The sequence below is a fragment of the Mangrovimonas cancribranchiae genome (assembly GCF_037126245.1).
Taxonomy (GTDB): Bacteria; Bacteroidota; Bacteroidia; order Flavobacteriales; family Flavobacteriaceae; genus Mangrovimonas; species Mangrovimonas cancribranchiae.
Genome location: NZ_CP136925.1, coordinates 1,403,693 through 1,424,956, shown reverse-complemented (window position 1 = coordinate 1,424,956; position 21,264 = coordinate 1,403,693). Strand labels below are relative to the sequence as shown.

The window sequence follows — 21,264 nt, the reverse complement described above, 5'->3', positions numbered from 1 at the left end:
GCGTCGTTTTTTTAATATGTATATTTACCATGTGCGATAATACCTCTGTATTTATAAACCGACATGTATCAAAACATTGAAAAACATATAACTAACTATGTAAAGGCATCAGCTAATGATTTGCAGGTCTTTACATCAAAGTTGACGGCTGTTAATATTAAGAAAAAAGCATTTTTATTAGAGCCTGATACCTTCATTCATAATGAGTATTTCGTTGAAAAAGGCTGTTTAATTGCGTATTATTTAGATACTAAAGGTAATAAACACATTGTACAATTTGCTATTGAAAATTGGTGGATTGGAGATTTTGACGCGTATTTTAATAACACCCCATCCAAACTATACATTCAAGCTATAGAAGATGCCTCTTTACTTGCGCTTAGTAAAAAGCAGTTTAACCAACTCTTATTAGAAGCGCCTATTTTTGAAAGGTATTTCCGTACTTTAGTTACTAATGCTTTTATTGCTCAGAGAAAACGTATTTTATCAACACTACACAATTCGGTTAAAGAACGTTATCAGGAATTTAAAGTACTTTATCCTACTATTCAAGATAGGGTTCCTAATTACCATATTGCGAACTATTTAGGGATGTCTCCAGAAAGTTTAAGTCGTGTGCGTAAGCAGTTGAAAGGTTAAAGTTTTGTGAATTGATTTAGGTCAATTATATTTTAATATACGTCCTTTAATTTTGTATTAAATTGTTTTAGTACAATGAAAAGGTTACTAAAGATACTTTAGTAATGGCTAAAATGTAGTATCTTAAAGACAATAAAAAATCCTAAGCTTAAAACTAAACCAATGTCACAATCACTATTAAAACCTTACGACAAATTAGCCCTAAAAAACCGAGTTGTTATGGCACCTATGACGAGAAGTCGTGCCGAAAATACCGAAAAACAACCTGTAGAAATGCATGCGTTGTATTATGAGCAAAGAGCATCGGCAGGATTAATTATTACTGAAGGTTCGCAAGTTTCTGAACAAGCTGTAGGGTATATATTCACACCAGGAATACACAGTAAAGCACAAGTTGAAGGCTGGAAAAATGTTACCCAACGCGTTCATGATAAAGGTGGAAAAATCTTTATTCAATTATGGCATGTTGGTCGTATATCACATCCTGATTTTCATAATGGCGAATTACCATTAGCACCATCAGCTATTAATCCTAAAGCACAATCATTTACACCTAACGGATTTAAAGATACTGTAACCCCTCGTGAAATGACAAAGGAGGATATTAAGCAAACCATTGCTGATTTTAAAAATGCAGCAGTTAATGCTATGGAAGCTGGGTTTGATGGTGTAGAAATACACTCATCAAACGGGTATTTATTTCATCAATTTTTTAGTAATTGTTCTAATAGAAGAACAGATGAATATGGTGGGAATGCCGAAAATAAAAGTCGATTCTTTTTCGAGGTATTAGATGCGGTGAAACAAGTCATGCCAGAAGATAAGATAGGTGTTAGGTTTAACCCCTCTTTACATGGCTTATTTGGTATAACTGTTGACGAAGAAACAATACCTACTTTTGAGTATATCATTAAAAATCTTAACAATTATAATTTAGCTTATGTGCATTTATCTGAGCCGTTTACCGATGTTTCTAATGTGCCTCATGCTGTAACCAATATAGCAGCTCATTTTAGACCACTATATAATGGCACACTAATGATTAATGCAGGATTTACTCAAGAATCTGGAAATAAAGCTATAGCTAATGGCTTAGCTGATTTGGTAGCTTTTGGTAAACCATTTATATCTAATCCAGATTTAGTTGAAAGGTTTCAGCATAATATTCCACTAACCCAATGGGACAATGATACCTTTTACACGCAAGGTGAAAAAGGCTATACCGATTATAAAAAAGCAGAATTAAATAAAACCAATTAAACACACACAACTATGAAATTTTCAAGACACGCAAAAGCAGTATGGAAAGGAGCCGGAAAAGAAGGAAGCGGCACGTTAACAACAGATAGTAAAGTTTTAAACAATACAAGCTATTCGTTTCATACAAGATTTGAGGATGGTGATGGTACCAATCCAGAAGAGCTTGTAGGGGCAGCTCATGCAGGATGCTTTGCCATGCAATTAAGTTTTTTATTAGGAGAAGAAGGTGTAACACCAAACACATTAGATGTTGCTGCCTCAGTAAACTTTAAAGATGGTAGTATTGTACAAATAGAGCTTAATTTACAAGCCGATGTACCTGGTATTAGTGAAGATAAGTTTAAAGAAGTAGCTACAAACGCTAAAAATGTTTGCCCTATTTCAAAATTACTAGATACCGATATTAAATTACATATTAGTCTTAATCAATAAAAAGAATACTATGACAACAGTTAAAGCATACGGGTCTACAGCGCCAGAAAACGCTTTAGAACCCTTAGATATAAAACGAAGAGACGTAGGAGAAACTGACGTTAAAATAGATATTTTGTACTGTGGTGTATGCCATAGTGATATTCACACTGCTAGAAACGAATGGGGCGGGGCAAAGTACCCTGTTGTACCAGGACATGAAATTATCGGTCGTGTGGTTACTGTTGGCGATGACGTAGCCAATTTTAAAGTAGGCGATTTAGTAGGTGTAGGATGTATGGTTGATTCCTGTCAAACATGTAATTCCTGTAAAAACGATCTTGAACAATTTTGTGAAAATGGCGCTACTTTTACCTATGGTAGTGCAGACCAACACATAAAAGGGCAACAAACTTATGGAGGCTATTCTACTATGGTAGTTGTAGATAAAGAGTTTGTGTTACGTGTGCCAGAAAATATCGATCCTGCTGGCGCCGCACCACTACTATGTGCTGGTATTACAACGTGGTCGCCTTTACGCCATTGGAATGTGAAAAAAGGCGATAAAGTAGGTGTTATAGGACTTGGAGGTTTAGGCCATATGGGCGTAAAGTTTGCTCATGCTCTTGGTGCCGAAGTTGTTATGATTACAACATCACCAGAAAAAGGAAACGATGCAAAAGCGCTTGGTGCAGACGATGTTTTAATCTCGACAGACCAAGAGGATATGGCAAAACATGCAGCAAGTTTCGACTTTATACTTAACACCATTCCTGTTGGGCATAAAATGGATCCTTACATTCAGTTACTTAAAATAGATGCCACAATGGTTATTGTTGGTGCAGTCGAACCATTAGAACCATTCCACGGTGGAGGACTTATAATGGGACGTAAACGTGTAGCAGGATCTCTTATTGGAGGTATTAAAGAAACCCAAGAAATGCTAGATTTTTGTGGCGAGCACAACATTGTTTCAGATATTGAAATGATAAATATGCAAGATATTAATACCGCTTACGACAGAGTAGTAAAGTCAGATGTGAAATATCGATTTGTTATCGATATGAAATCCCTTAAATAATAATATGAGTTTAATTAATGATTTACAGTGGCGTTATGCCGCTAAAGCGATGAACGGAAAGACCGTTCCACAAGAAAAAATAGATTACATATTAGAAGCTGCGCGTTTAGCACCTTCATCATCAGGGCTCCAACCTTATGAGATTCTTGTTATTACTAATAAAGAGCTGCAGGAAAAGATAAAACCTATAGCGTTTAACCAAAGTCAAATTGTCGACGCATCGCATGTATTGGTATTTGCAGCTTGGGATAATTACACTCTAGATCGTATAGAGAATGTATTTCAAGCGACATTAAAAGAACGCAACTTACCAAGTGATACTATGGATGCTTATAAAGAGCGTTTGTGGGGATTATACGAACCACTAGGTGAGGAGTGGCACGCGCACCATACAGCTAAACAAGCGTATATTGCGTTTGGTATGGCTATAGCAGCTGCTGCCGAGCAAAAAGTTGACGCAACCCCAATGGAAGGTTTTGATGCTGAAGCGCTAGATAATCTTTTAGAGTTAAATAAAAAAGGCTTAAAGTCAGCTTTGGTATTAACATTAGGTTATAGAGATGATAATAACGACTGGTTGGTTGGTATGAAAAAAGTGCGTACACCAAAAGATAAGTTTATTACAGAGCTTGTTTAAAGATAAATATGTATTACACAAAATACACTACGGTGCTTGTAGTGTTTTTTTTGATTGGTTAGTTTAGTTGACAAAAGCAGTCCGTCATAATGGGCTGCTTTTTTTATTATATCTTACTTTGTTCTTTTAAATGGGTGTCGCCATACATCGATAAAATAAGTTATTGGGAGTGTGGTGGTTACGTTTATCGTTTTTTTAATGCTTTCATATGATTTTTTTAATAGTGCATATTTAGTAGCTTAATTTTGAGTGTATTAAATGCTATTTTCATGAAAACATTACGAATTATTTTAAGTCTTTTAGGGAGTTTATCACTAGGACAGTATGTTATTGCACAAGATGCAGCAATACAGGTTACTGAAGATGTCCCTTTTGATTATGCTTCGCGTCATGCTATTTACGATTTTACAGAAACTGACTTAAATACTGTTGATAGTATTCCAGATTTTCAATTGAAAGAAACCCCTTTAAAATTAACAGGTATCGTATATCAGGCTGACGGTGTAACTCCTGCCAAGGATGTGATTGTGTTTATACGTCATGCCGATGAGAATGGTAAGTTTGATGTTCGTACTAAAAGTGAGAAACGGTATGTTTACCATCGTGGTTGGGTAAAAACCAATGCTAAAGGCGAATATACTTTTTACACATTTATACCAGGATCATACGCGCATAGTAAAGAATTACGTCGTATTTATGCGAGCGTTAAAGTTGCTGGTGAGCTAGAGTATAATTTACCAGACTTTATTTTTGATGATGATCCGTTTTTAACGAAACGTTGCCGTAAACGTATTGCTAAAAAGGGTGTAAATTGTATTCTTACCACGTTAAAAAAAGAAAACTATTATCTAGCCGAAAAGGATATTGTGCTTCGTCCAGCAGTTATAGAATAGGGATAATATTTTTATTCTTTTAGTTTTTTATAAAATTCATCTGTAACAAATACAGTGTTTTTTTGTCTTATTAAGTATATCATCAATCAATCATCAAAAATGAAATACTTAAAACTTCTATCGCTATTTATTGTTATTAGCTTCAATGTAAACGCACAAGACAAGTTAAATTTATATTCAGATAAACAAGCGAATGACACTTACGCTATAACACATGTGAATGTCATCCCAATGACTAAAGACAATACGGTCATTAAAAATGCTACTGTTGTAATACAACACACAAAAATCCAATCCATTAATGGAGCAATTCCAAAGCATGCAAAAATAATCGATGGAACAGGTAAGTGGCTCATTCCAGGATTAATCGATATGCACGTTCATAATCTTGCAAGTTCTAGCCCTTTTGTTATGTATCCAACAAAAGGTCCGTTAGTAAATTATAATACGCAAGATTTAATGACATTGTATGTTGCAAATGGTGTGACAACTGTTTTTGAATTAAGCGCAAAGCCAGAACATATAGGACAACGTAATGAAATTACTAGAGGCGATGTTATTGGACCAAGGATAGCTCTAGCAGCCTTAATTGATGGAAAAGGAATGAGTATGACAGCAACAAATCCATCTGACGGAAGGCAAGCTGTACGAATAGCAAAAGCCGAACAATACGAGTTTATTAAAGTTTATAGCCAATTAAACGAAGAAACCTTTAAGGCAATAATAGATGAAGCCAAACAGCAAAACATGAAAGTTGTTGGGCACATTCCAACTGTATTTAAAGGAAAGCCAGGCAAAGATTTTTTTATTCCGCATTTTGGTTTAATTGCACACGCCGAAGAATTGTCTAAGCAAACTAACGATTATAGTTATGAAAAAGCCAAAGAGTTTGCTCGCTTAGCAAAAGAAAATGGTACGCGGTTAATTCCGAATTTAAGCAATATGGAATCCATTATTAAACAAGCAAAATCATTACAAAGTATTCAAGATTTGCAAAGCTTTAAGTATGTGCATCCACTCATGCAAAGTAAATGGCTAACTGCAAATCGTTACAATGGCGCATCTGAAGAACTAATTGAGTATTTCCAACACCAGGCTGATTTTCATAAACTAATTGTTAAAGCTTTTAAAGAAAATAACGTTCCTATGGTTGCAGGAACCGACGCTGGCACCTCTGGTATTGTTTGGGGATTTTCATTGCACGACGAACTTAAACTATTAGTAGAAGCTGGTTTAACTAATGAAGAAGCATTAGCTTCAGGAACAAGACTAGGAGCAAAATGGCTTGAAATTGATGATAAAGTTGGAACCATAGAAATGGGCAAATTTGCAGATTTAATTTTACTTGAAGACAACCCATTGTTAAATATTAGCAATACACGTAAAATTTCAGGAGTATTTGTAAATGGAAAATGGCTTGATGAAACAAAAATTGATTCCATGCTGTTAGGGGTAGAAAATTGGAATAATGCCAATAAAGAAAATTACGATTGGAATGCACTTATAAACAGTTTAAATGATTATTAAAAAATAATTTTCATATATGAAATAGTTATCTTTTTAGGAAACCCATAAGAATTTAATCTAACACTATGTAGTATTTTTGCATTAGTAGTTTATACACTAATAACTATAGGAAGTTTCTTTTAAAATATCAAATTATATTTTGAAATACATAGAAGAAAGCTGTATCTCTATCCAAAAACTTAACACGTTTTTCTTAAATTCGAGGTTTCAATATTAACCCTAACAGAATTAACCTAATAATGAAATCTACATTAATCACCATTACTTTTTTATTCCTTAGTATTCACCTAACAGCCCAAGTATCAAAAAGCATCATAGGAAAATGGGTGCCCGTAAAAACCGATTTTTATAGTGATTCTGAATTAGAAAACACTGTAAAACAAAATAGCAACAAATCATGTGTGTCTTACATTGAGTTTTTAAAGGAAGGCATAATAATGACTAAGGATTTTAATTCAGATTGTGAAGAAATAAAAGCAGACCCGGGAATATTTAATAAAATAGGAGAAGATTGGTACAAAATTTCTGTTGATGAATTGAAAGACCAAAAAGTTCAGATAGAAGTAGACGGCAATCAAATGAAAATGCATATAAGTACTGGTGAAACAAGTAAAGCTGTAGCACTGTTAAAACGCTATAGTGCTATTACAGATACTAAAGCAAAGAAAGAGAAAGAGGATGAGATTATGTATAAAGATGGTGTTAAACATGGTTTAGCTAAATATTATCATGCCAATGGTCAGTTATCTTCAATAGGTAGCTATTATTGGGGTAGAAAGATTAATGAATGGAAATTTTACAATAAGAATGGCGTATTAATAAAAATAGGAAACTATGCAAATGATAAGGCTACAGGAGTGTGGAAGTATTACGATGAAAATGGACTGCTAACTAGTGCTGGCAATTTTGAAAATGGGATACCTGAAGGGGAGTGGCGATCGTATTATGCTAATAATGAGATTGAAATGATAGGAAGTTTCTTAAATGGTAAAAAAGAAGGTAAATGGAACGAGTATTTCGATAATGGGGCATTAAAAAGCACAGGCTATTACCAAAATAACGAAAAAATAGGCGTCTGGAAGTTTTACGATAAATATGGTGGTTTAATTAGAAACGAAAAGCATTAAAATAAAATATAATTTTTGTTGAAATTTACATTAGTCATAATAATAGATTGATCAACCAAAACCCATAGCAGTTTTACCATTCGTCAATATGAGTAATACTATTGAAAACGAATATTTCTGTGATGGGTTAACCGAATAAATTATAACACTTTAGCGAAAATTAAACAACTATCAGTCAAGCAAAGGAAATTCATTAGGTTTTAAATTATAGATTTATTACTAAGTAATTATAAATGCAATTTTTCTAGAACCAATGCTACTTATTAAAAAAAAACCTATCTTCTACCTGTAATAAATCTTTTATTTAGCCACTAACCAATAAAAGAATACTATTGAGTAGCGATTTTTATAAAACATCCATTTTACCTTTTGCAGGAATAATTATCAAATTATGTCGGGCGTATACAAACTCGCAAGAAGATTTTGAAGATTATTACCAAGAAGTGTGTTTACAAATTTGGAGAAGTAAAGAGAACTTTCGTGAGGAATCTCAGTGGAGCACCTGGGTGTATCGGATTTCATTAAACGTTTGTTTAACCTTACTTAAGAAAAAGAAAAATAATGTTCAACATTTTGCATCTGATTCTATAACAGCAGAAGAAACAGAGGACAACTTTGCATTTTCAGACGAGTCTCTAAATTTATTATACGACGCTATTAGAAAATTGTCAGAAATAGATAGAGCAATCATTATGTTGTATTTAGAAGAAAAATCGCAAAAGGAAATTGCTGAAATTATAGGAACAAATCCTAATAATATTGGAGTACGAGTGAAAAGAATTAAAATGAGATTAAAAAAAATATTAGATGGAAAAATCTATTGAAAATATTTGGAAAGAGGGGTTTCTTAAAAGTGATGCCTTAGTTGCACCAAAAATCAATAACCTGTATAGCCAAAAATCAATTCATATCATTGATAAATTTAAACGGATGTTTAGAATCAACTTAATTGCAATTGTTGTATTCTCATTTGCTTTTTTAGTAGTCTCATATTTTATCGGAATACCAATAACAGGTATTATATTTTTTGTGATGCTTTGGGTGCTTGTATATTTCAATAAAAAGTTATTAAATGATTTAGAGCAAATAGATTTGGGTGACAGTAGTTATCAATATTTAAAAGCATTTAACCAATGGAAAAATAAACAGATATCGATAAATAAGAAATTCTCAAGATTTTTGTACCCAATGATATTTATATCAATGCTTTTAGGATTTTGGTTTAAAGATGCCGAAGGAATGCCTTTAGGTGAAAGACTTGTAGACAAAATTCTCATTGGTTTTCCTGACATATATTTGGTAAATGGAATTCCGCTGATAGGAGTCGTCATTGTCCTATTAATTTTAGTTTTACTGGCGTATTTTGGAGGTCGGATTTATAAATGGGATTTGAACATTGTTTATGGAAGGATATTCAGAAAACTAGATGAATTAATGACAGATATAGAAAGTTTAAGACGTTAAAAAAAGCTTCTTAAGTCTTGTAAACTGTTGGTTTTTAATTTTTTTCAAAAAAAATCAGGTGTCGCATGTAATATTTTTTGACTTCTGCCACTAACCAAGAAAACAGTAAATATTATGACACTAAAAAATGCCATTAACTTTTTTGAAAGTTTAGAAGCCGAGACAAGTAGTAAATTTGAGATTAAGATTTACCAAGAATTTATTCAAATTATAACCAGTTTAGAAAATAAAAATTTATCCGATACTAAAATTCAATCTATAGAAGCAGAATTGGATCATTTAAACTTAAAATCGAATCCTGAGAATAGAAAAAAATATTATAAGAAAGCGATTAATGATTTTAAAAAATACTTAAAAGATACATTTTCCTTAACTACAAAAGGCTATTATACAACTTTTTATGGTGGATTAGGATTAGTATTTGGTTTACTATTTGGAGTCGCAATTTTACATAACTTAGAACGCTCACTAGGTATTTCTTTAGGATTAATTGGCGGCATGCTAGTGGGGTCAATAGTGGGGCGTAGCAAAGATGCACAAGCTAAAGCAGCTGGAAATATGCTATAATTAGTAGCACTAGAAACACAAAAAATCACAGTATTTATTTTAAAAAGTAAATGTCGAATACTTTTCGGCTAGTAAAAAACATCCTAAAATGAAAACTATTTCAACATTAATAATTGTATTTATACTATCAATAGTAAGCTTATATGCTCAAGAAATCTCTGGAGATTGGAGCGGAAAAGCCAAAAGAGGTGATAAAGAAATTACCTTTGTGTTTAACATTACACAAGAAGGTGCTAACTATTCTTCCATAATGAATGTGCCTACCTTTAGGATTTTTGGTATAAAACCAGCGACAACTACTTATACAAACGGAAAGCTAACGATTGATGGTTCAAATTTGGGGATGTCTTATGTAGCAAACTACAATGCTGAACTGCAACAATTTGAAGGCACCTATAAAGAAGGTGGTATAGAAATGGCTCTGAATTTAAAGAAAGGTGCTGTAGAAGTAGCAGACCAACGAAGACCACAAGAACCTGTAAAACCTTATCCTTATTATGAAGAAGAGGTGATGTTTCAAAATAAGGAAGCCAATATCACTTTAGCAGGTACGTTAACCTTACCTAGTAAAGAAGGTACATTTCCTGTGGCTATCTTAATTAGTGGAAGCGGCCCACAAGACAGAGATGAAACCTTTATGGGACACAAACCTTTTTTAGTATTGGCAGACCATCTTACAAAACAAGGCATTGGTGTATTGCGTTTTGATGATCGTGGGCAGGGAGCATCTACAGGAGATTTTGGAAATGCAACCACAGAAGATTTTTCTAAAGATGTGCTAAGTGCCATCGCTTATTTAAAAACCAGAAAGGACGTTGATAAAAAGAACATTGGGTTAATTGGCCATAGTGAAGGTGGTATTATTGCACCATTAGCGGCAAATAATACAAACGATGTTGCTTTTATGGTATTGCTTGCCTCTACTAGTATTTCTGGAACTGAATTATCTATAATGCAGTCTAAAACATTAAGAGAATTTCCTGTAAAAGATGAAGTAACTTATGAGAAAAACGCAAGAAAAGCCATAGCCATTGTTACTTCTGATAAAAGTGAGCCTGAAATTAAAACAGAATTAACAGCACATTACAATGCTTTTATAAGACCCATTTTAAAAGATTTAAACGTACCTGAAAAAAACATCAATGCATTTATAGAGAATCAGGTAAACACAAGTATAAAACCTTGGTCGCGCTATTTTTTACAGTACAACCCAGCTGACGAAATCGAGAAATTGAAAATCCCTGTGTTGTCTTTAAACGGTAGTAAAGATACCCAAGTAAATGCCAAAATAAATCAGAATGGTATACGTGAAGCTTTGATTAAAGGCGGCAACAAGGATTATAAAATCATAGAATTAGAGAACTTAAACCACTTCTTTCAAGAGTGTGAAACAGGAAAGATGGATGAGTATAGAAAGATTGAGCAAACATTTTCCCCAATCGCATTAAAAGAAGTATCGAGCTGGGTTTTAGAGCATGTAAATTGATTTGTTCGGATTAAGAAAGCGAAAGGTTAAAGCGTAGTATGCAATTTTATAATAGCACTTAAACCTCATATTTGACGTTCCTGTACTTTTTCTTTCACTATTTTAAAGTATTTTGTTGCTTTGTTTAGGAATGGATATCAATAAAAAAACAAATAATAGTAATACAAAACTATCTCTTTATTGGAAATGTCAATTAATAGGATGGAGTGCCGTTTCTATTTATTGGGCATATACAGTATATACAAGAGATAATTACGGCATTTTTTATACGCTGTTAAATTATGTATTAGATATTTCCATTGGAATATTTTTAACACATATGTACAGACAATTTGCCTTAAAAGCAAAATGGAGTAGTTTACCTATAAAAAAATTACTAATCCGTTTAGTGCCTACCATACTTTTATTAGCTGTTTTATATGTGTTATTGAATAATTTAAAATGGTATGCCTACTGGACTTTCATAGCAGGCGAGAATAAAAATTTATTACAGGCTATTATTTATTGGGATCCAATATTACTTACAGGACTACGATTAATGTCTATTTGGATTTTGGCGTATCACCTGTATCATTATTATCAGAAGGAAGTTGTTACAGCTAAAGAAAATGCTCAATTATCTTTAATAGCTAAACAAGCTCAATTAGATAATTTATCAGCTCAATTAAATCCACATTTCTTATTCAATTCCTTAAACTCAATTAAATCGTTGGTAATTGAAAATCCTAACGTGGCAAGAAGAGCAATTGATTTATTATCAGATTTATTGCGGTCATCATTATATGAAAAAGACAAAGGTTTAATATTTATTAAAAATGAACTTGCTCTAGTTTATGATTATATTGAATTAGAAAAAATGCGTTTTGAAGAACGGCTACAACTAAAAACCAATATTGATAATGAACTCATTAATTATAAGATTCCCACGTTAAGTATTCAGTTGTTAGTTGAAAATGCCATTAAACATGGAATCGACTTAAAAGTTGGAGGTGGTGTTGTTTTCTTAAAAATAAATAAGCAGGATGCTAATATTTGTATTACTGTTGAGAACCCAGGAGTAATTAATACCGAAAAAAGTGCTGGGCTAGGTTTAAAAAACTTAAAAAAACGCCTAGACATCCAATATAAAGGCAAGGCTAGTTTTAGTTTAAAAGAGAAAGTAAATGACTGTGTAGTTGCAGAAATAATAATTCCATTGCATATTGAAGATGAAAAGATATAAAACCATAATCATTGATGATGAACGTTTGGCGAGAGAAGAAGTAAAACGTGCATTAGAAAAACATCAAGAGTTTGAAATTATAGGCGAAGCAAGTCATGTAGATGAGGCCATAACTTTAATTGAAGACTTACAGCCAGATCTATTGTTTTTAGATATCCACATGCCAGGGAAATCTGGGTTTGATTTATTGGAAGAGTTAACCAATGTGCCAGACGTTGTATTTACAACAGCTTACGATCAATACGCTGTAAAAGCTTTTGAGATGAACGCTTTAGATTATTTAGTAAAACCTTTAAGAGATGAACGTTTTTCTAAAACTATTGAAAAAGTGAAGGAAGAACTTTCTAATAGGGTAAAATTAGAGCCTACAACCTTACCGATGCATCAAAAGATATTCATAAAAGATGGTGAAAAATGTCATTTCATTCCACTAACAGATATTTATTTTATTGAATCTTTAGAAAATTATGCACGTCTTTATTTTGGTTCGGATAAAGCAATGATAAAGCGCTCTTTAAATTTATTAGCAGAAAAATTAGACCCTAAAGTCTTTTTCCGTGTTAATCGTAGCCAAATGATTAATATACACTACATCAAAGAGATTCATCCATACTTCAATAATAAATTACAAATAATATTAACTACTGGAGAAAAGGTAGAAGTATCTAGCAGACAATCTGTTAAATTTAAAAACTGGAACAGTCTATAAAGCTGCAATCGTTTAATTTTATAACGTTCATTTACATTTATTTACGCTCATGTACTTTTCCTTTTTTGATAGAAATAGAGACATTTACTTTGTACTATCATTAATTTAAAAGTCTTATTATGAATTATTTAAAAGTAGTATTTGGAATAGTAAAAATTGTATATCTAGTGCTTATTTCATTGTTGACATCTTGTAGTGATAACACTGATTCATTAGCAAAACAACCAACATTAAACGATTATATGGTTGGAGAAACATGGACTTGGAAATATAAAGGAGTAACCACAGAAGGAGAAGTACGTTCAGAAGGAGAAGACACACGAGAAATTGTTAGTAAAAATGGCGTTTTAGGTATGACCATCGGAAAAGATACAATTCCACTATCAGACATTACAAAGCCAGAAGAAAGCAAAACACCAAAATACAAGTGGCCTTTAAAAGTTGGTGAGACATGGAAATATGAAAAAAACTGGACCAGTCAAGATGGTACTACAGGAACTCAAAGTCAAGATGCAAAAGTAGTATCTTATAAACAAGAAACTGTAGACGCAGGTACATTTATGGCGTACACCATTGAATACAAAGGAACTGTTTCAAATTCCAGAGGATACAATGCGCAAACAGATGAAGTTTGGTTGTATGCACCAGAAATTAAAAACTTTATTAAAATGACACAAACTCAAGATGGCTTTTTATACAATGAAGAGTTAATCAAGTACAAAAACCCAAATGAGAAATAGTATAGGTTACTATCAATTTTCAATCGCAAAACAATGAAAAAATCAGTCCTGATATTATTTTTAATTGCAATGAGTATAGCTTCTTTTGGACAAGAAATACCATTTAAGAAGGTAGAACTCTCAGATTCAATAGCACTTGCAAATCAAATGCAGCAATTGGCCGTATTATGTGATACTCAAAATTTATCAGAATTAGATGTGTTTAAGGTTGAGGTCATTAGAGGTAATTATAAAGCGGCATTAGTTACTTTCAAAAAAAGAATTAAAGAAATACAAAAAGATCAAAGACCGTATTTAGATGTATACATGCATTATGCAGAGGCAAGGCTTTCTTCGAATTTTAAAGATGCGTTTAAAAACTCTTATAACAAATACGTAAATAACTCTGATGATATACAAGTTATTAATTTAGATAAAGCGTTGATATTAAGAGATCCTACAGGTTATTACGTGAGTAATTTTAATACTACCTATGCTAATATTAAATCAGAAAAAATATCACAGGCAACAGCTCAGGATTTAGTAAAAAAATATTTTTTAACCACTGTATTTTCATCAACCAGAGCTATTTATTTTGAAGAAATAAAGCAAGACCATAAACGCAGATATACTGTAAATGACAGTATTGTAATACCTATGAAAGATGGTGCAGAAGTTTCTGTGGTAATAGTACAGCGAAAGGGAAGTACAACTACTAAAAAATCTGCAATATTAGTGTCTTCTATCTATACAGGTACAAATGTAGCTTCAGCAATGTTAGCAGCATCTAAAGGCTATGTAGGCGTTATTGCTAATACAAGAGGAAAAAGATTGAGTAAAAGCGATATAAAACCTCTTGAATATGAAAATACAGATGTTTATGAAGTCATTGATTGGATTAGTAAACAATCATGGTCTAATCAAAAAGTAGCCATGTTTGGTGGTAGTTACAATGGTTTTACACAATGGGCTTCTATGAAGCACAAAGTACACCCTGCATTAAAAACCATTGTGCCGATGGTAGCCATTGCGCCTGGAATTGACTACCCTATGGAAAATAATGTACTTCATAATTATTCGTATTCATGGAACTTTTATGTCACCAACAACAAGTTTTTAGACTTTGAAGCTTCAAATGATTTTAATCGTTGGAATACTTTAAAAAACGCATGGTACAAAACAGGCGTAGCATTTAACAAACTGGATAGTTTAGATGGCCAGGTAAACAAATTATGGAACACCTACATGCAACATCCAAGTTATGATGATTATTGGAAAAAGATGATTCCATATAAGGAGGAATTTGCTAAAATCGATATTCCAATTTTAACGATTACGGGTTATTATGATGATTCACAACGAGGTGCGATGTATTACTACAATCAACATCATAAATACGCAAAAAATCCGAATCATTATTTATTGGTTGGACCTTATGATCATTGGACAGCACAAACAAAACCACAAGAAAGTTTAAGGAATTACAAATTAGACAAATCCGCACTAATCAACATTGAAGAAGATATTATTTACCAATGGTTTGATTATGTTTTAAACGGAAAAGAAAAACCAAGTATTTTAAAAGATAAAGTAAACTTTCAGGTAATGGATACAGATACTTGGATGCATAAACCGAGTTTAAGTGCCATGACAAATGATACCCTAACGTATTATTTAAGTGGCACAGAAATAGATGATTTTCATCAGTTAAAGTCTAAAGCAAATTCTTCTAAAGTTGATCTGACTGTTGACCTTAAAGACAGAGAAAGCATGACTAATACAGAATATTATCCATGGCCTTTAGAAAAAGACAACATCAATTTAAAAGATGGTTTAATTTTTAAATCAGAAGTACTAAAAGAAGATATCATTATCAATGGTTCTTTTACTGGGAATCTTGAGTTTTCAATCAATAAAAAAGATGTTGACTATTCTGTTATAGTTTATCAATTAACACCAGAAAATAAATACTTTCATTTAAGCTATTATATTGGTAGAGCTAGCTTTGCTAAAGACAGAGAGTATAGAAATTTACTTGTGCCGAATAAAAAGGCGCAAGTGTCTTTTAACAATTCAAAACTAATCAGTAAAAAGATAGAAAAGGGGAGTAGGATAGTTGTAGTTGTTAATGTGAATAAAAACAACAATGCTCAAATAAATTATGGGACAGGTGGAGATGTAAATAGCGAAAGCATTAAAGATGCGGAAATTCCTTTAAAAATAACTTTTACAGGTAACAGCAGTATTTCTTTGCCAGTCTGGAATTTTAATAAATAAATACCCTTTTTACAAAAATTTAAAAAACTGTAACATTTTATAAAATAAGTAGACTTATTTATCATCAATCAATCAATCAAAAAATGAAATCATCAATAAAAATAGTATTTTTTACTTTCATAACGTTTTCAACGTTAAGCGCTTTTTCTCAAAATACCGATAAAAAACTTTTCAATAAAATAGACTCTTATTTAAAAGCAAGTGCAACAAATGGTTTTTCCGGAGTTGTCTTGGTTGCTAAAAAAGGTGAAGTTATTTTATCTAAAGGTTATGGATGGGCAGACAGGGAAAATAAAATACCCAATTCCCCAGCAACCGTTTTTAATATTGGTTCTGTAACCAAGCAATTTACAGCATCCGCTATTTTAAAACTTGTGGAGCAAGGAAAAATAAAAACATCAGATAAGATAAGTTCATATTTTGCTCAGACACCTAGTGATAAGAAGGATATTACCATTCATCAATTATTAACGCACACGTCTGGAATTTCTAATAGGGCAGGAGGTTTTAGATATAATGAAGCAAGCAAAGAACAGTTTTTAAAAGAATTTTTTGAGTCCACATTACAGTCTAAACCCGGCACAACCTACCAATATGCAAATGCCAATTACATCATGTTAACGGCCATATTGGAGTTGGTTTCAGGCCAGACTTATAATGCTTTTTTACAGGAAAACCTATTTGCACCTGCACAAATGACAAGTACAGGATATAAAAGTATCCATTTTAGTACGGAACGACTGGCACATGGCTATTACTATAATAGAGATGATGAAAAATGGACAGATTGGGGAACAACTCAACAACACCTGCCTTACAATAACAATCATTGGTATAGTATTGGTAAAGGAGATATTCATTCTACTATTGAAGATTTATATAAATGGCATGTTGCTTTAAAAAACAATGCAGTATTAACTTCTAAAACTAGAGAGACCCAAGAAAAGGCACACGTAGCTGAAAACGATAACATGACATCGTATTATGGATATGGTTGGGCTATATCCAAAACTGATAGAGATACAAAAATCGTTGCCCATAATGGTAGCAATGGACTGTATTTTGCAGACTTCGTTAGATTTACAGACAATGATGTAGTCGTTATATACATAACGAACGTATTTTTAGGGCGTGAATCAGAAAACGTGGCTAGAGAAATTGGTAACATGATTTTTGATACTGATTATAAGGCCACACCAATTCCCAGAAATATTTATGAATTGATTCATGAATTCATGAAAACCAATTCATCTACAAATGTGGAAAAATTACCAGATTTTTTAAAGAAAGAACTTCAAAATAAATTTAACGACCATGCCATACTAAATCGACTAGGGTATAGTAGATTGAAAAAAGAAGATCAACCTGGTTGGGCATTAGAATTGTTTAAACTCAATGTAAAATTATTTCCTGAAGATGGTAATTTATGGGACTCATTGGGTGAAGCTTATTTAAAATACAATCAAAAAGAAGATGCCATAAAAAGTTATACAAAAGCGGTTGAATTAGGTAGTGAAGGGTCACAAAGTATATTGAACAAATTGATGAAAGAAGACTAATTCACTTTCCAATGTATATGCAGACAATGGAAATCGGTATTCAATAAAAATCACTAAAAATTAAATCGGTATGACAGGCCCAGACAAAAACATAAAATTCCCACTTGAGCATTACGATAAGCTATGTTTCTTAAAAAACATAGTAAAGAACCCCAATATCATTATTGGAGATTACACCTATTATGATGATTTTGAAAATGTAGAGAATTTTGAGAAAAATGTAAAATACCATTTTGATTTTGTTGGCGACAAATTAAAAATTGGAAAGTTCTGTATGATTGCTTCCGATGTTACATTCATAATGAATGGTGCCAATCACTTAACAGATGCAATGTCAACCTACCCTTTCGCCATTTTTGGTAATGGCTGGGAACATGCGATGGAAGGAAAATCATACCCGCAAAAGGGAGACATCAATATTGGTAATGATGTTTGGATAGGCTATAACGCAACAATTATGGCAGGAGTGACTATTGGAGATGGAGCAATTATTGCCACAAACGCAACGGTAACCAAAGATGTGGAACCGTATTCAATTGTTGGTGGAAATCCAGCAAAAGAAATTAAAAAGAGATTTTCAAAAGAAATCATTACAAAACTTCTAGAGCTTCAATGGTGGCATTGGGATATTGAAAAAATCACAAGCAATATTCAGAACTTAACTGATAACAAAATTGAGAAATTAATTGAATAATTAAATTAGTTTCAATTTCCAAACACGAACCTTTAATAGTTTGATTATCTTCAACTTTGCAATAAATAATTAGTGATAATGAAAGCAGCAATTTATACAAAATACGGTTCACCAGAAGTTATTCAGATTATTGATGTTGAAGTTCCTTCACCGCAACCAAACGAAATTTTAGTAAAAATTAAGGCATCATCAGTAACAAGAGCAGATACTATGATGCGACAGGGTATACCTAAATTTGGTAGATTGTTTGTAGGCCTATTTAAACCCAAGAACACAGCTTTAGGAACTGGCTTTTCAGGTGTTGTAGAATCTGTAGGTGATCAAGTCACTAAATTTAAAATAGGAGATGAGGTGTTTGGCGAAAAACTATTTAGTAATGGCTGTAATGCGGAGTATTTGTGTATTGCAGAAAATTTAGTTGTAGCTAGAAAACCCAAGAACATGTCGCATATTGAAGCAGCACCAATTTGTGATGGGTTTTTAACATCGTATAATTTTCTTAAAGATATTGCCAATGTAAAACCAGGTCAACGTGTCTTAATTAATGGTGCTTCTGGAAGTTTAGGTACTGCAGCTGTACAATTAGCAAAAATAATGGGTGCAAAAGTTACCGGTGTTTGTAGCATCAAAAATATCGATTTTGTTCTATCATTAGGAGCAGACGAAGTGATTGATTATACCAAAACAAATGTGAACCAGCTACAAAGTCAATATGATGTGGTATATGATACTGTTGGTAAACTTAATTATAAAATGACTAAAAATGTTTTGACTACTGATGGTGTTTTTATGACACCGGTATTGAGTTGTCAAGTACTATGGCAAATGTTATGGAATCCTAAAAAAGTAAAGTTTGCCGCTACGGGTATTAAAAAGACTAAAGAATTAAAACGATTATTCTTAGAATTAGTAGACTTTTTCAAACAGGGAAAACTTCAAACGAATATCGATAAAAAATATAGTCTTTCCGAAATAAGAGAAGCGCATCAATATCTGGAAACAGGTCGTAAAGTTGGTAATATCGTAGTTGTCAATCCATAAAATCATCCATCAAAAAACGAACAGTATATGTTTTTCAAATAAAAAGAAGGAAAAGAAAAGATAAAACCGCAACTACAACTTATTTTTAACTGATATAATCCGTTGTTTAAATTGACACACATGAAAATAGTAAAACGAATTTTAAAAATTGTCTTCGCTCTCATTGGCTTGCTTATGCTAATAGGAATCATTACACTTTGGATAGATTCAACAAGGACAAATTATCTAGATATTCATAAGAATGAATCAGTATCTAATAATACTTATCTCATTAAAAATGTCAATATTATCCCAATGAACCAAGACACTGTTTTAGTGGGTAAAATGGTGTTTATAAAAGAAGGAATTATTGAAAAGATTGCAGATACTATTAAGGTCAAAGAGATTGAAATTCTTGACGGAGAGGATAAGTATTTAACACCAGGCCTAATCGATATGCACGTGCATGTATGGGATAGGTATGAGCTAGGACTTTATCTTTCAAACGGTGTAACCGCAGTTAGAAATCTGTGGGGTATGCCCATGCATTTAAGAATGAAAGAAGATGTAATAGAAGACAATATGTATTCACCAGCGTTTTTTACAACAAGCCCAAAACTAACAGGACCAGAATTCATTGGTGATGACAATTTAAATCTAAGTAATCCGAGTGAAGCCAAGGACAAGGTTGTTTCATATAAAGAAAAAGGTTACGATTTCATTAAAACGTATTATGGATTAGACAAGGAAATTTTTGATGCTGTGATTGCACAATCCAAAAAATCTGAAATTGATATCGTTGCTCACCCTTCTCAAAAAGTGCCGTTTTCATATCATTTAAATTCACAAATCAAATCCATAGAACATGCAGAAGAAATAGTACAGCAACCTTTACAGTTTGATTTAGATGCTAATAAGCTGCAACCTATAATTGATTCCATTTCACAATCCAAACATACAAGATATTGTCCTACACTTACGGTATTTAATAATATTTATCAGATGATGATGGATGATTCCATTTTAGATTCAGAATCATTGCAATATATGAATCCTCTCATTAAAAGAACAGATAGTGAAATGCAGTTTGAACGTTGGTTTAATGCAAAGCAACAAGATCCTTCGACAATTGATAGGATAAAAAAACAGCATGATTTTCACTTGACTATTGTTAAAAAACTACATGAAGCAGGTGTATCTATAATTTGTGGTACGGATGCTGGTATTGGTGTTACCCTTCCAGGTTTTTCCATTCATAAAGAACTGGCTTTTTACAAAGAAGCAGGCCTTTCTAATTATGAAGTGTTGAAAACAGCTACTGTAAACGCTTCTCAGACGCATGCAATTATGAATCAATTGGGGACTATTGAGGAAGGCAAGATTGCTAATTTATTGTTAGTGGATGAAAACCCGCTTGAGGATTTGTCGTCTCTCAAAAATCCGACCTATGTTTTTGTGAAAGGACGAAAATTAAATAAAAAGACTTTGGATTCTTTTAGAGAGAAGGCAAAAAACAGGAAGAACCTAATAGCTTCAGCACTCAGGTATTTGGAGAACTTAGTAATTGAAAAATAGACTATAGCCTAATAACAATTTACGTTACATAAATCATAATCATCACTCAAAAAACGAACAATCCATGTTTTTCAAATCTCAGAGAATCGTGTATTTGAAAATTTTCGAACCATTGTCCAGAATATTCAATTTATACGATTTATAAAAAACTAAAGTTTAATGACCCAAAACGAGAAGTTTCAGCTGGACTTAATAAATACTCTGGGATATTTTATATAATAGAGAATTATAGCTATCAAATAAAACTATAAAGCATAAGCCGTAATTTCTTTTAACATAATATATGACGATATGAGTCTAAAGACGTCATATCTGATATTATGCCAAATAGCCTGAAAAACGGCTATACATAAATTACCATACATTTGTACTATAATTAATATTATGTAAAATAGAA

At 32.5% G+C, this 21,264-nt stretch carries 20 protein-coding genes; all 20 read left to right on the top strand.

All coding sequences use genetic code 11. The annotated features are described in order from the left end of the window. The first annotated feature begins 63 nt into the window (after nucleotides 1–63). Nucleotides 64–639, top strand: coding sequence for a Crp/Fnr family transcriptional regulator (locus R3L15_RS06360; protein ID WP_338733947.1), 576 nt, complete (start codon nucleotides 64–66; stop codon nucleotides 637–639). 162 nt (nucleotides 640–801) lie between these two features. Continuing rightward, the gene (locus R3L15_RS06355; protein ID WP_338733946.1) at nucleotides 802–1,899 is read left to right on the top strand and encodes an alkene reductase; all 1,098 of its coding nucleotides are present in this window, start codon (nucleotides 802–804) and stop codon (nucleotides 1,897–1,899) included. A gap of 12 nt (nucleotides 1,900–1,911) precedes the next feature. Beyond that, the gene (locus R3L15_RS06350) at nucleotides 1,912–2,331 is read left to right on the top strand and encodes an OsmC family protein (protein ID WP_338733945.1); all 420 of its coding nucleotides are present in this window, start codon (nucleotides 1,912–1,914) and stop codon (nucleotides 2,329–2,331) included. A 10-nt stretch (nucleotides 2,332–2,341) separates the two neighbouring features. Further along, complete coding sequence (locus R3L15_RS06345; RefSeq protein WP_338733944.1) at nucleotides 2,342–3,391, top strand: NAD(P)-dependent alcohol dehydrogenase; 1,050 nt, start codon at nucleotides 2,342–2,344, stop codon at nucleotides 3,389–3,391. A 4-nt stretch (nucleotides 3,392–3,395) separates the two neighbouring features. Then, a complete protein-coding gene (locus R3L15_RS06340) occupies nucleotides 3,396–4,028 on the top strand; it encodes an NAD(P)H-dependent oxidoreductase (protein ID WP_338733942.1) in 633 nt (210 codons plus the stop codon). 269 nt (nucleotides 4,029–4,297) lie between these two features. Next, nucleotides 4,298–4,921, top strand: coding sequence for a hypothetical protein (locus R3L15_RS06335; protein ID WP_338733940.1), 624 nt, complete (start codon nucleotides 4,298–4,300; stop codon nucleotides 4,919–4,921). A 99-nt stretch (nucleotides 4,922–5,020) separates the two neighbouring features. Continuing rightward, nucleotides 5,021–6,448, top strand: a complete 1,428-nt coding sequence (locus R3L15_RS06330) for an amidohydrolase family protein (protein WP_338733938.1) — start codon at nucleotides 5,021–5,023, stop codon at nucleotides 6,446–6,448. A gap of 239 nt (nucleotides 6,449–6,687) precedes the next feature. Continuing rightward, a complete protein-coding gene (locus R3L15_RS06325; protein ID WP_338733936.1) occupies nucleotides 6,688–7,575 on the top strand; it encodes a toxin-antitoxin system YwqK family antitoxin in 888 nt (295 codons plus the stop codon). 332 nt (nucleotides 7,576–7,907) lie between these two features. Beyond that, nucleotides 7,908–8,399: a sigma-70 family RNA polymerase sigma factor gene (locus R3L15_RS06320; protein ID WP_338733934.1), complete on the top strand. Its 492-nt coding sequence runs from the start codon at nucleotides 7,908–7,910 to the stop codon at nucleotides 8,397–8,399. Further along, the gene (locus tag R3L15_RS06315) at nucleotides 8,383–9,039 is read left to right on the top strand and encodes a hypothetical protein (protein WP_338733933.1); all 657 of its coding nucleotides are present in this window, start codon (nucleotides 8,383–8,385) and stop codon (nucleotides 9,037–9,039) included. The genes R3L15_RS06320 and R3L15_RS06315 overlap by 17 nt, the downstream gene beginning before the upstream one ends. A gap of 114 nt (nucleotides 9,040–9,153) precedes the next feature. Then, the gene (locus R3L15_RS06310; protein ID WP_338733931.1) at nucleotides 9,154–9,606 is read left to right on the top strand and encodes a hypothetical protein; all 453 of its coding nucleotides are present in this window, start codon (nucleotides 9,154–9,156) and stop codon (nucleotides 9,604–9,606) included. An 88-nt stretch (nucleotides 9,607–9,694) separates the two neighbouring features. Further along, entirely contained in the window at nucleotides 9,695–11,092 is a 1,398-nt protein-coding gene (locus R3L15_RS06305; RefSeq protein WP_338733930.1) for an alpha/beta fold hydrolase, read from the top strand. Nucleotides 11,093–11,222: 130 nt separating this feature from the next. After that, on the top strand, nucleotides 11,223–12,314 hold the full coding sequence (locus tag R3L15_RS06300) for a histidine kinase (protein ID WP_338733929.1): 1,092 nt from the start codon (nucleotides 11,223–11,225) through the stop codon (nucleotides 12,312–12,314). Then, nucleotides 12,301–13,023, top strand: coding sequence for a LytTR family DNA-binding domain-containing protein (locus R3L15_RS06295; RefSeq protein WP_338734114.1), 723 nt, complete (start codon nucleotides 12,301–12,303; stop codon nucleotides 13,021–13,023). Before R3L15_RS06300 ends, R3L15_RS06295 begins: the two co-directional genes overlap by 14 nt. A gap of 119 nt (nucleotides 13,024–13,142) precedes the next feature. Then, the gene (locus R3L15_RS06290) at nucleotides 13,143–13,763 is read left to right on the top strand and encodes a hypothetical protein (protein ID WP_338733928.1); all 621 of its coding nucleotides are present in this window, start codon (nucleotides 13,143–13,145) and stop codon (nucleotides 13,761–13,763) included. A gap of 33 nt (nucleotides 13,764–13,796) precedes the next feature. Continuing rightward, complete coding sequence (locus R3L15_RS06285; RefSeq protein ID WP_338733927.1) at nucleotides 13,797–16,019, top strand: CocE/NonD family hydrolase; 2,223 nt, start codon at nucleotides 13,797–13,799, stop codon at nucleotides 16,017–16,019. An 83-nt stretch (nucleotides 16,020–16,102) separates the two neighbouring features. Then, a complete protein-coding gene (locus R3L15_RS06280; protein WP_338733925.1) occupies nucleotides 16,103–17,578 on the top strand; it encodes a serine hydrolase in 1,476 nt (491 codons plus the stop codon). A 70-nt stretch (nucleotides 17,579–17,648) separates the two neighbouring features. Then, nucleotides 17,649–18,272, top strand: a complete 624-nt coding sequence (locus R3L15_RS06275; protein WP_338733923.1) for a CatB-related O-acetyltransferase — start codon at nucleotides 17,649–17,651, stop codon at nucleotides 18,270–18,272. A 78-nt stretch (nucleotides 18,273–18,350) separates the two neighbouring features. Next, the gene (locus R3L15_RS06270; RefSeq protein WP_338733921.1) at nucleotides 18,351–19,313 is read left to right on the top strand and encodes an NAD(P)-dependent alcohol dehydrogenase; all 963 of its coding nucleotides are present in this window, start codon (nucleotides 18,351–18,353) and stop codon (nucleotides 19,311–19,313) included. 120 nt (nucleotides 19,314–19,433) lie between these two features. Next, complete coding sequence (locus R3L15_RS06265; protein ID WP_338733920.1) at nucleotides 19,434–20,867, top strand: amidohydrolase family protein; 1,434 nt, start codon at nucleotides 19,434–19,436, stop codon at nucleotides 20,865–20,867. The last annotated feature ends 397 nt before the right edge of the window (nucleotides 20,868–21,264 follow it).

Excerpts from the sequence above, each read along its gene's own strand:
- R3L15_RS06355 (WP_338733946.1), top strand. The coding sequence starts at position 802 with ATGTCACAATCACTATTAAAACCTTACGACAAATTAGCCCTAAAAAAC.
- R3L15_RS06295 (WP_338734114.1), top strand. The coding sequence starts at position 12,301 with ATGAAAAGATATAAAACCATAATCATTGATGATGAACGTTTGGCGAGA.
- R3L15_RS06350 (WP_338733945.1), top strand. The coding sequence starts at position 1,912 with ATGAAATTTTCAAGACACGCAAAAGCAGTATGGAAAGGAGCCGGAAAA.
- R3L15_RS06265 (WP_338733920.1), top strand. The coding sequence starts at position 19,434 with ATGAAAATAGTAAAACGAATTTTAAAAATTGTCTTCGCTCTCATTGGC.
- R3L15_RS06325 (WP_338733936.1), top strand. The coding sequence starts at position 6,688 with ATGAAATCTACATTAATCACCATTACTTTTTTATTCCTTAGTATTCAC.
- R3L15_RS06335 (WP_338733940.1), top strand. The coding sequence starts at position 4,298 with ATGAAAACATTACGAATTATTTTAAGTCTTTTAGGGAGTTTATCACTA.
- R3L15_RS06285 (WP_338733927.1), top strand. The coding sequence starts at position 13,797 with ATGAAAAAATCAGTCCTGATATTATTTTTAATTGCAATGAGTATAGCT.
- R3L15_RS06290 (WP_338733928.1), top strand. The coding sequence starts at position 13,143 with ATGAATTATTTAAAAGTAGTATTTGGAATAGTAAAAATTGTATATCTA.
- R3L15_RS06305 (WP_338733930.1), top strand. The coding sequence starts at position 9,695 with ATGAAAACTATTTCAACATTAATAATTGTATTTATACTATCAATAGTA.
- R3L15_RS06310 (WP_338733931.1), top strand. The coding sequence starts at position 9,154 with ATGACACTAAAAAATGCCATTAACTTTTTTGAAAGTTTAGAAGCCGAG.
- R3L15_RS06280 (WP_338733925.1), top strand. The coding sequence starts at position 16,103 with ATGAAATCATCAATAAAAATAGTATTTTTTACTTTCATAACGTTTTCA.
- R3L15_RS06330 (WP_338733938.1), top strand. The coding sequence starts at position 5,021 with ATGAAATACTTAAAACTTCTATCGCTATTTATTGTTATTAGCTTCAAT.
- R3L15_RS06360 (WP_338733947.1), top strand. The coding sequence starts at position 64 with ATGTATCAAAACATTGAAAAACATATAACTAACTATGTAAAGGCATCA.
- R3L15_RS06345 (WP_338733944.1), top strand. The coding sequence starts at position 2,342 with ATGACAACAGTTAAAGCATACGGGTCTACAGCGCCAGAAAACGCTTTA.
- R3L15_RS06340 (WP_338733942.1), top strand. The coding sequence starts at position 3,396 with ATGAGTTTAATTAATGATTTACAGTGGCGTTATGCCGCTAAAGCGATG.
- R3L15_RS06315 (WP_338733933.1), top strand. The coding sequence starts at position 8,383 with ATGGAAAAATCTATTGAAAATATTTGGAAAGAGGGGTTTCTTAAAAGT.
- R3L15_RS06275 (WP_338733923.1), top strand. The coding sequence starts at position 17,649 with ATGACAGGCCCAGACAAAAACATAAAATTCCCACTTGAGCATTACGAT.
- R3L15_RS06270 (WP_338733921.1), top strand. The coding sequence starts at position 18,351 with ATGAAAGCAGCAATTTATACAAAATACGGTTCACCAGAAGTTATTCAG.
- R3L15_RS06300 (WP_338733929.1), top strand. The coding sequence starts at position 11,223 with ATGGATATCAATAAAAAAACAAATAATAGTAATACAAAACTATCTCTT.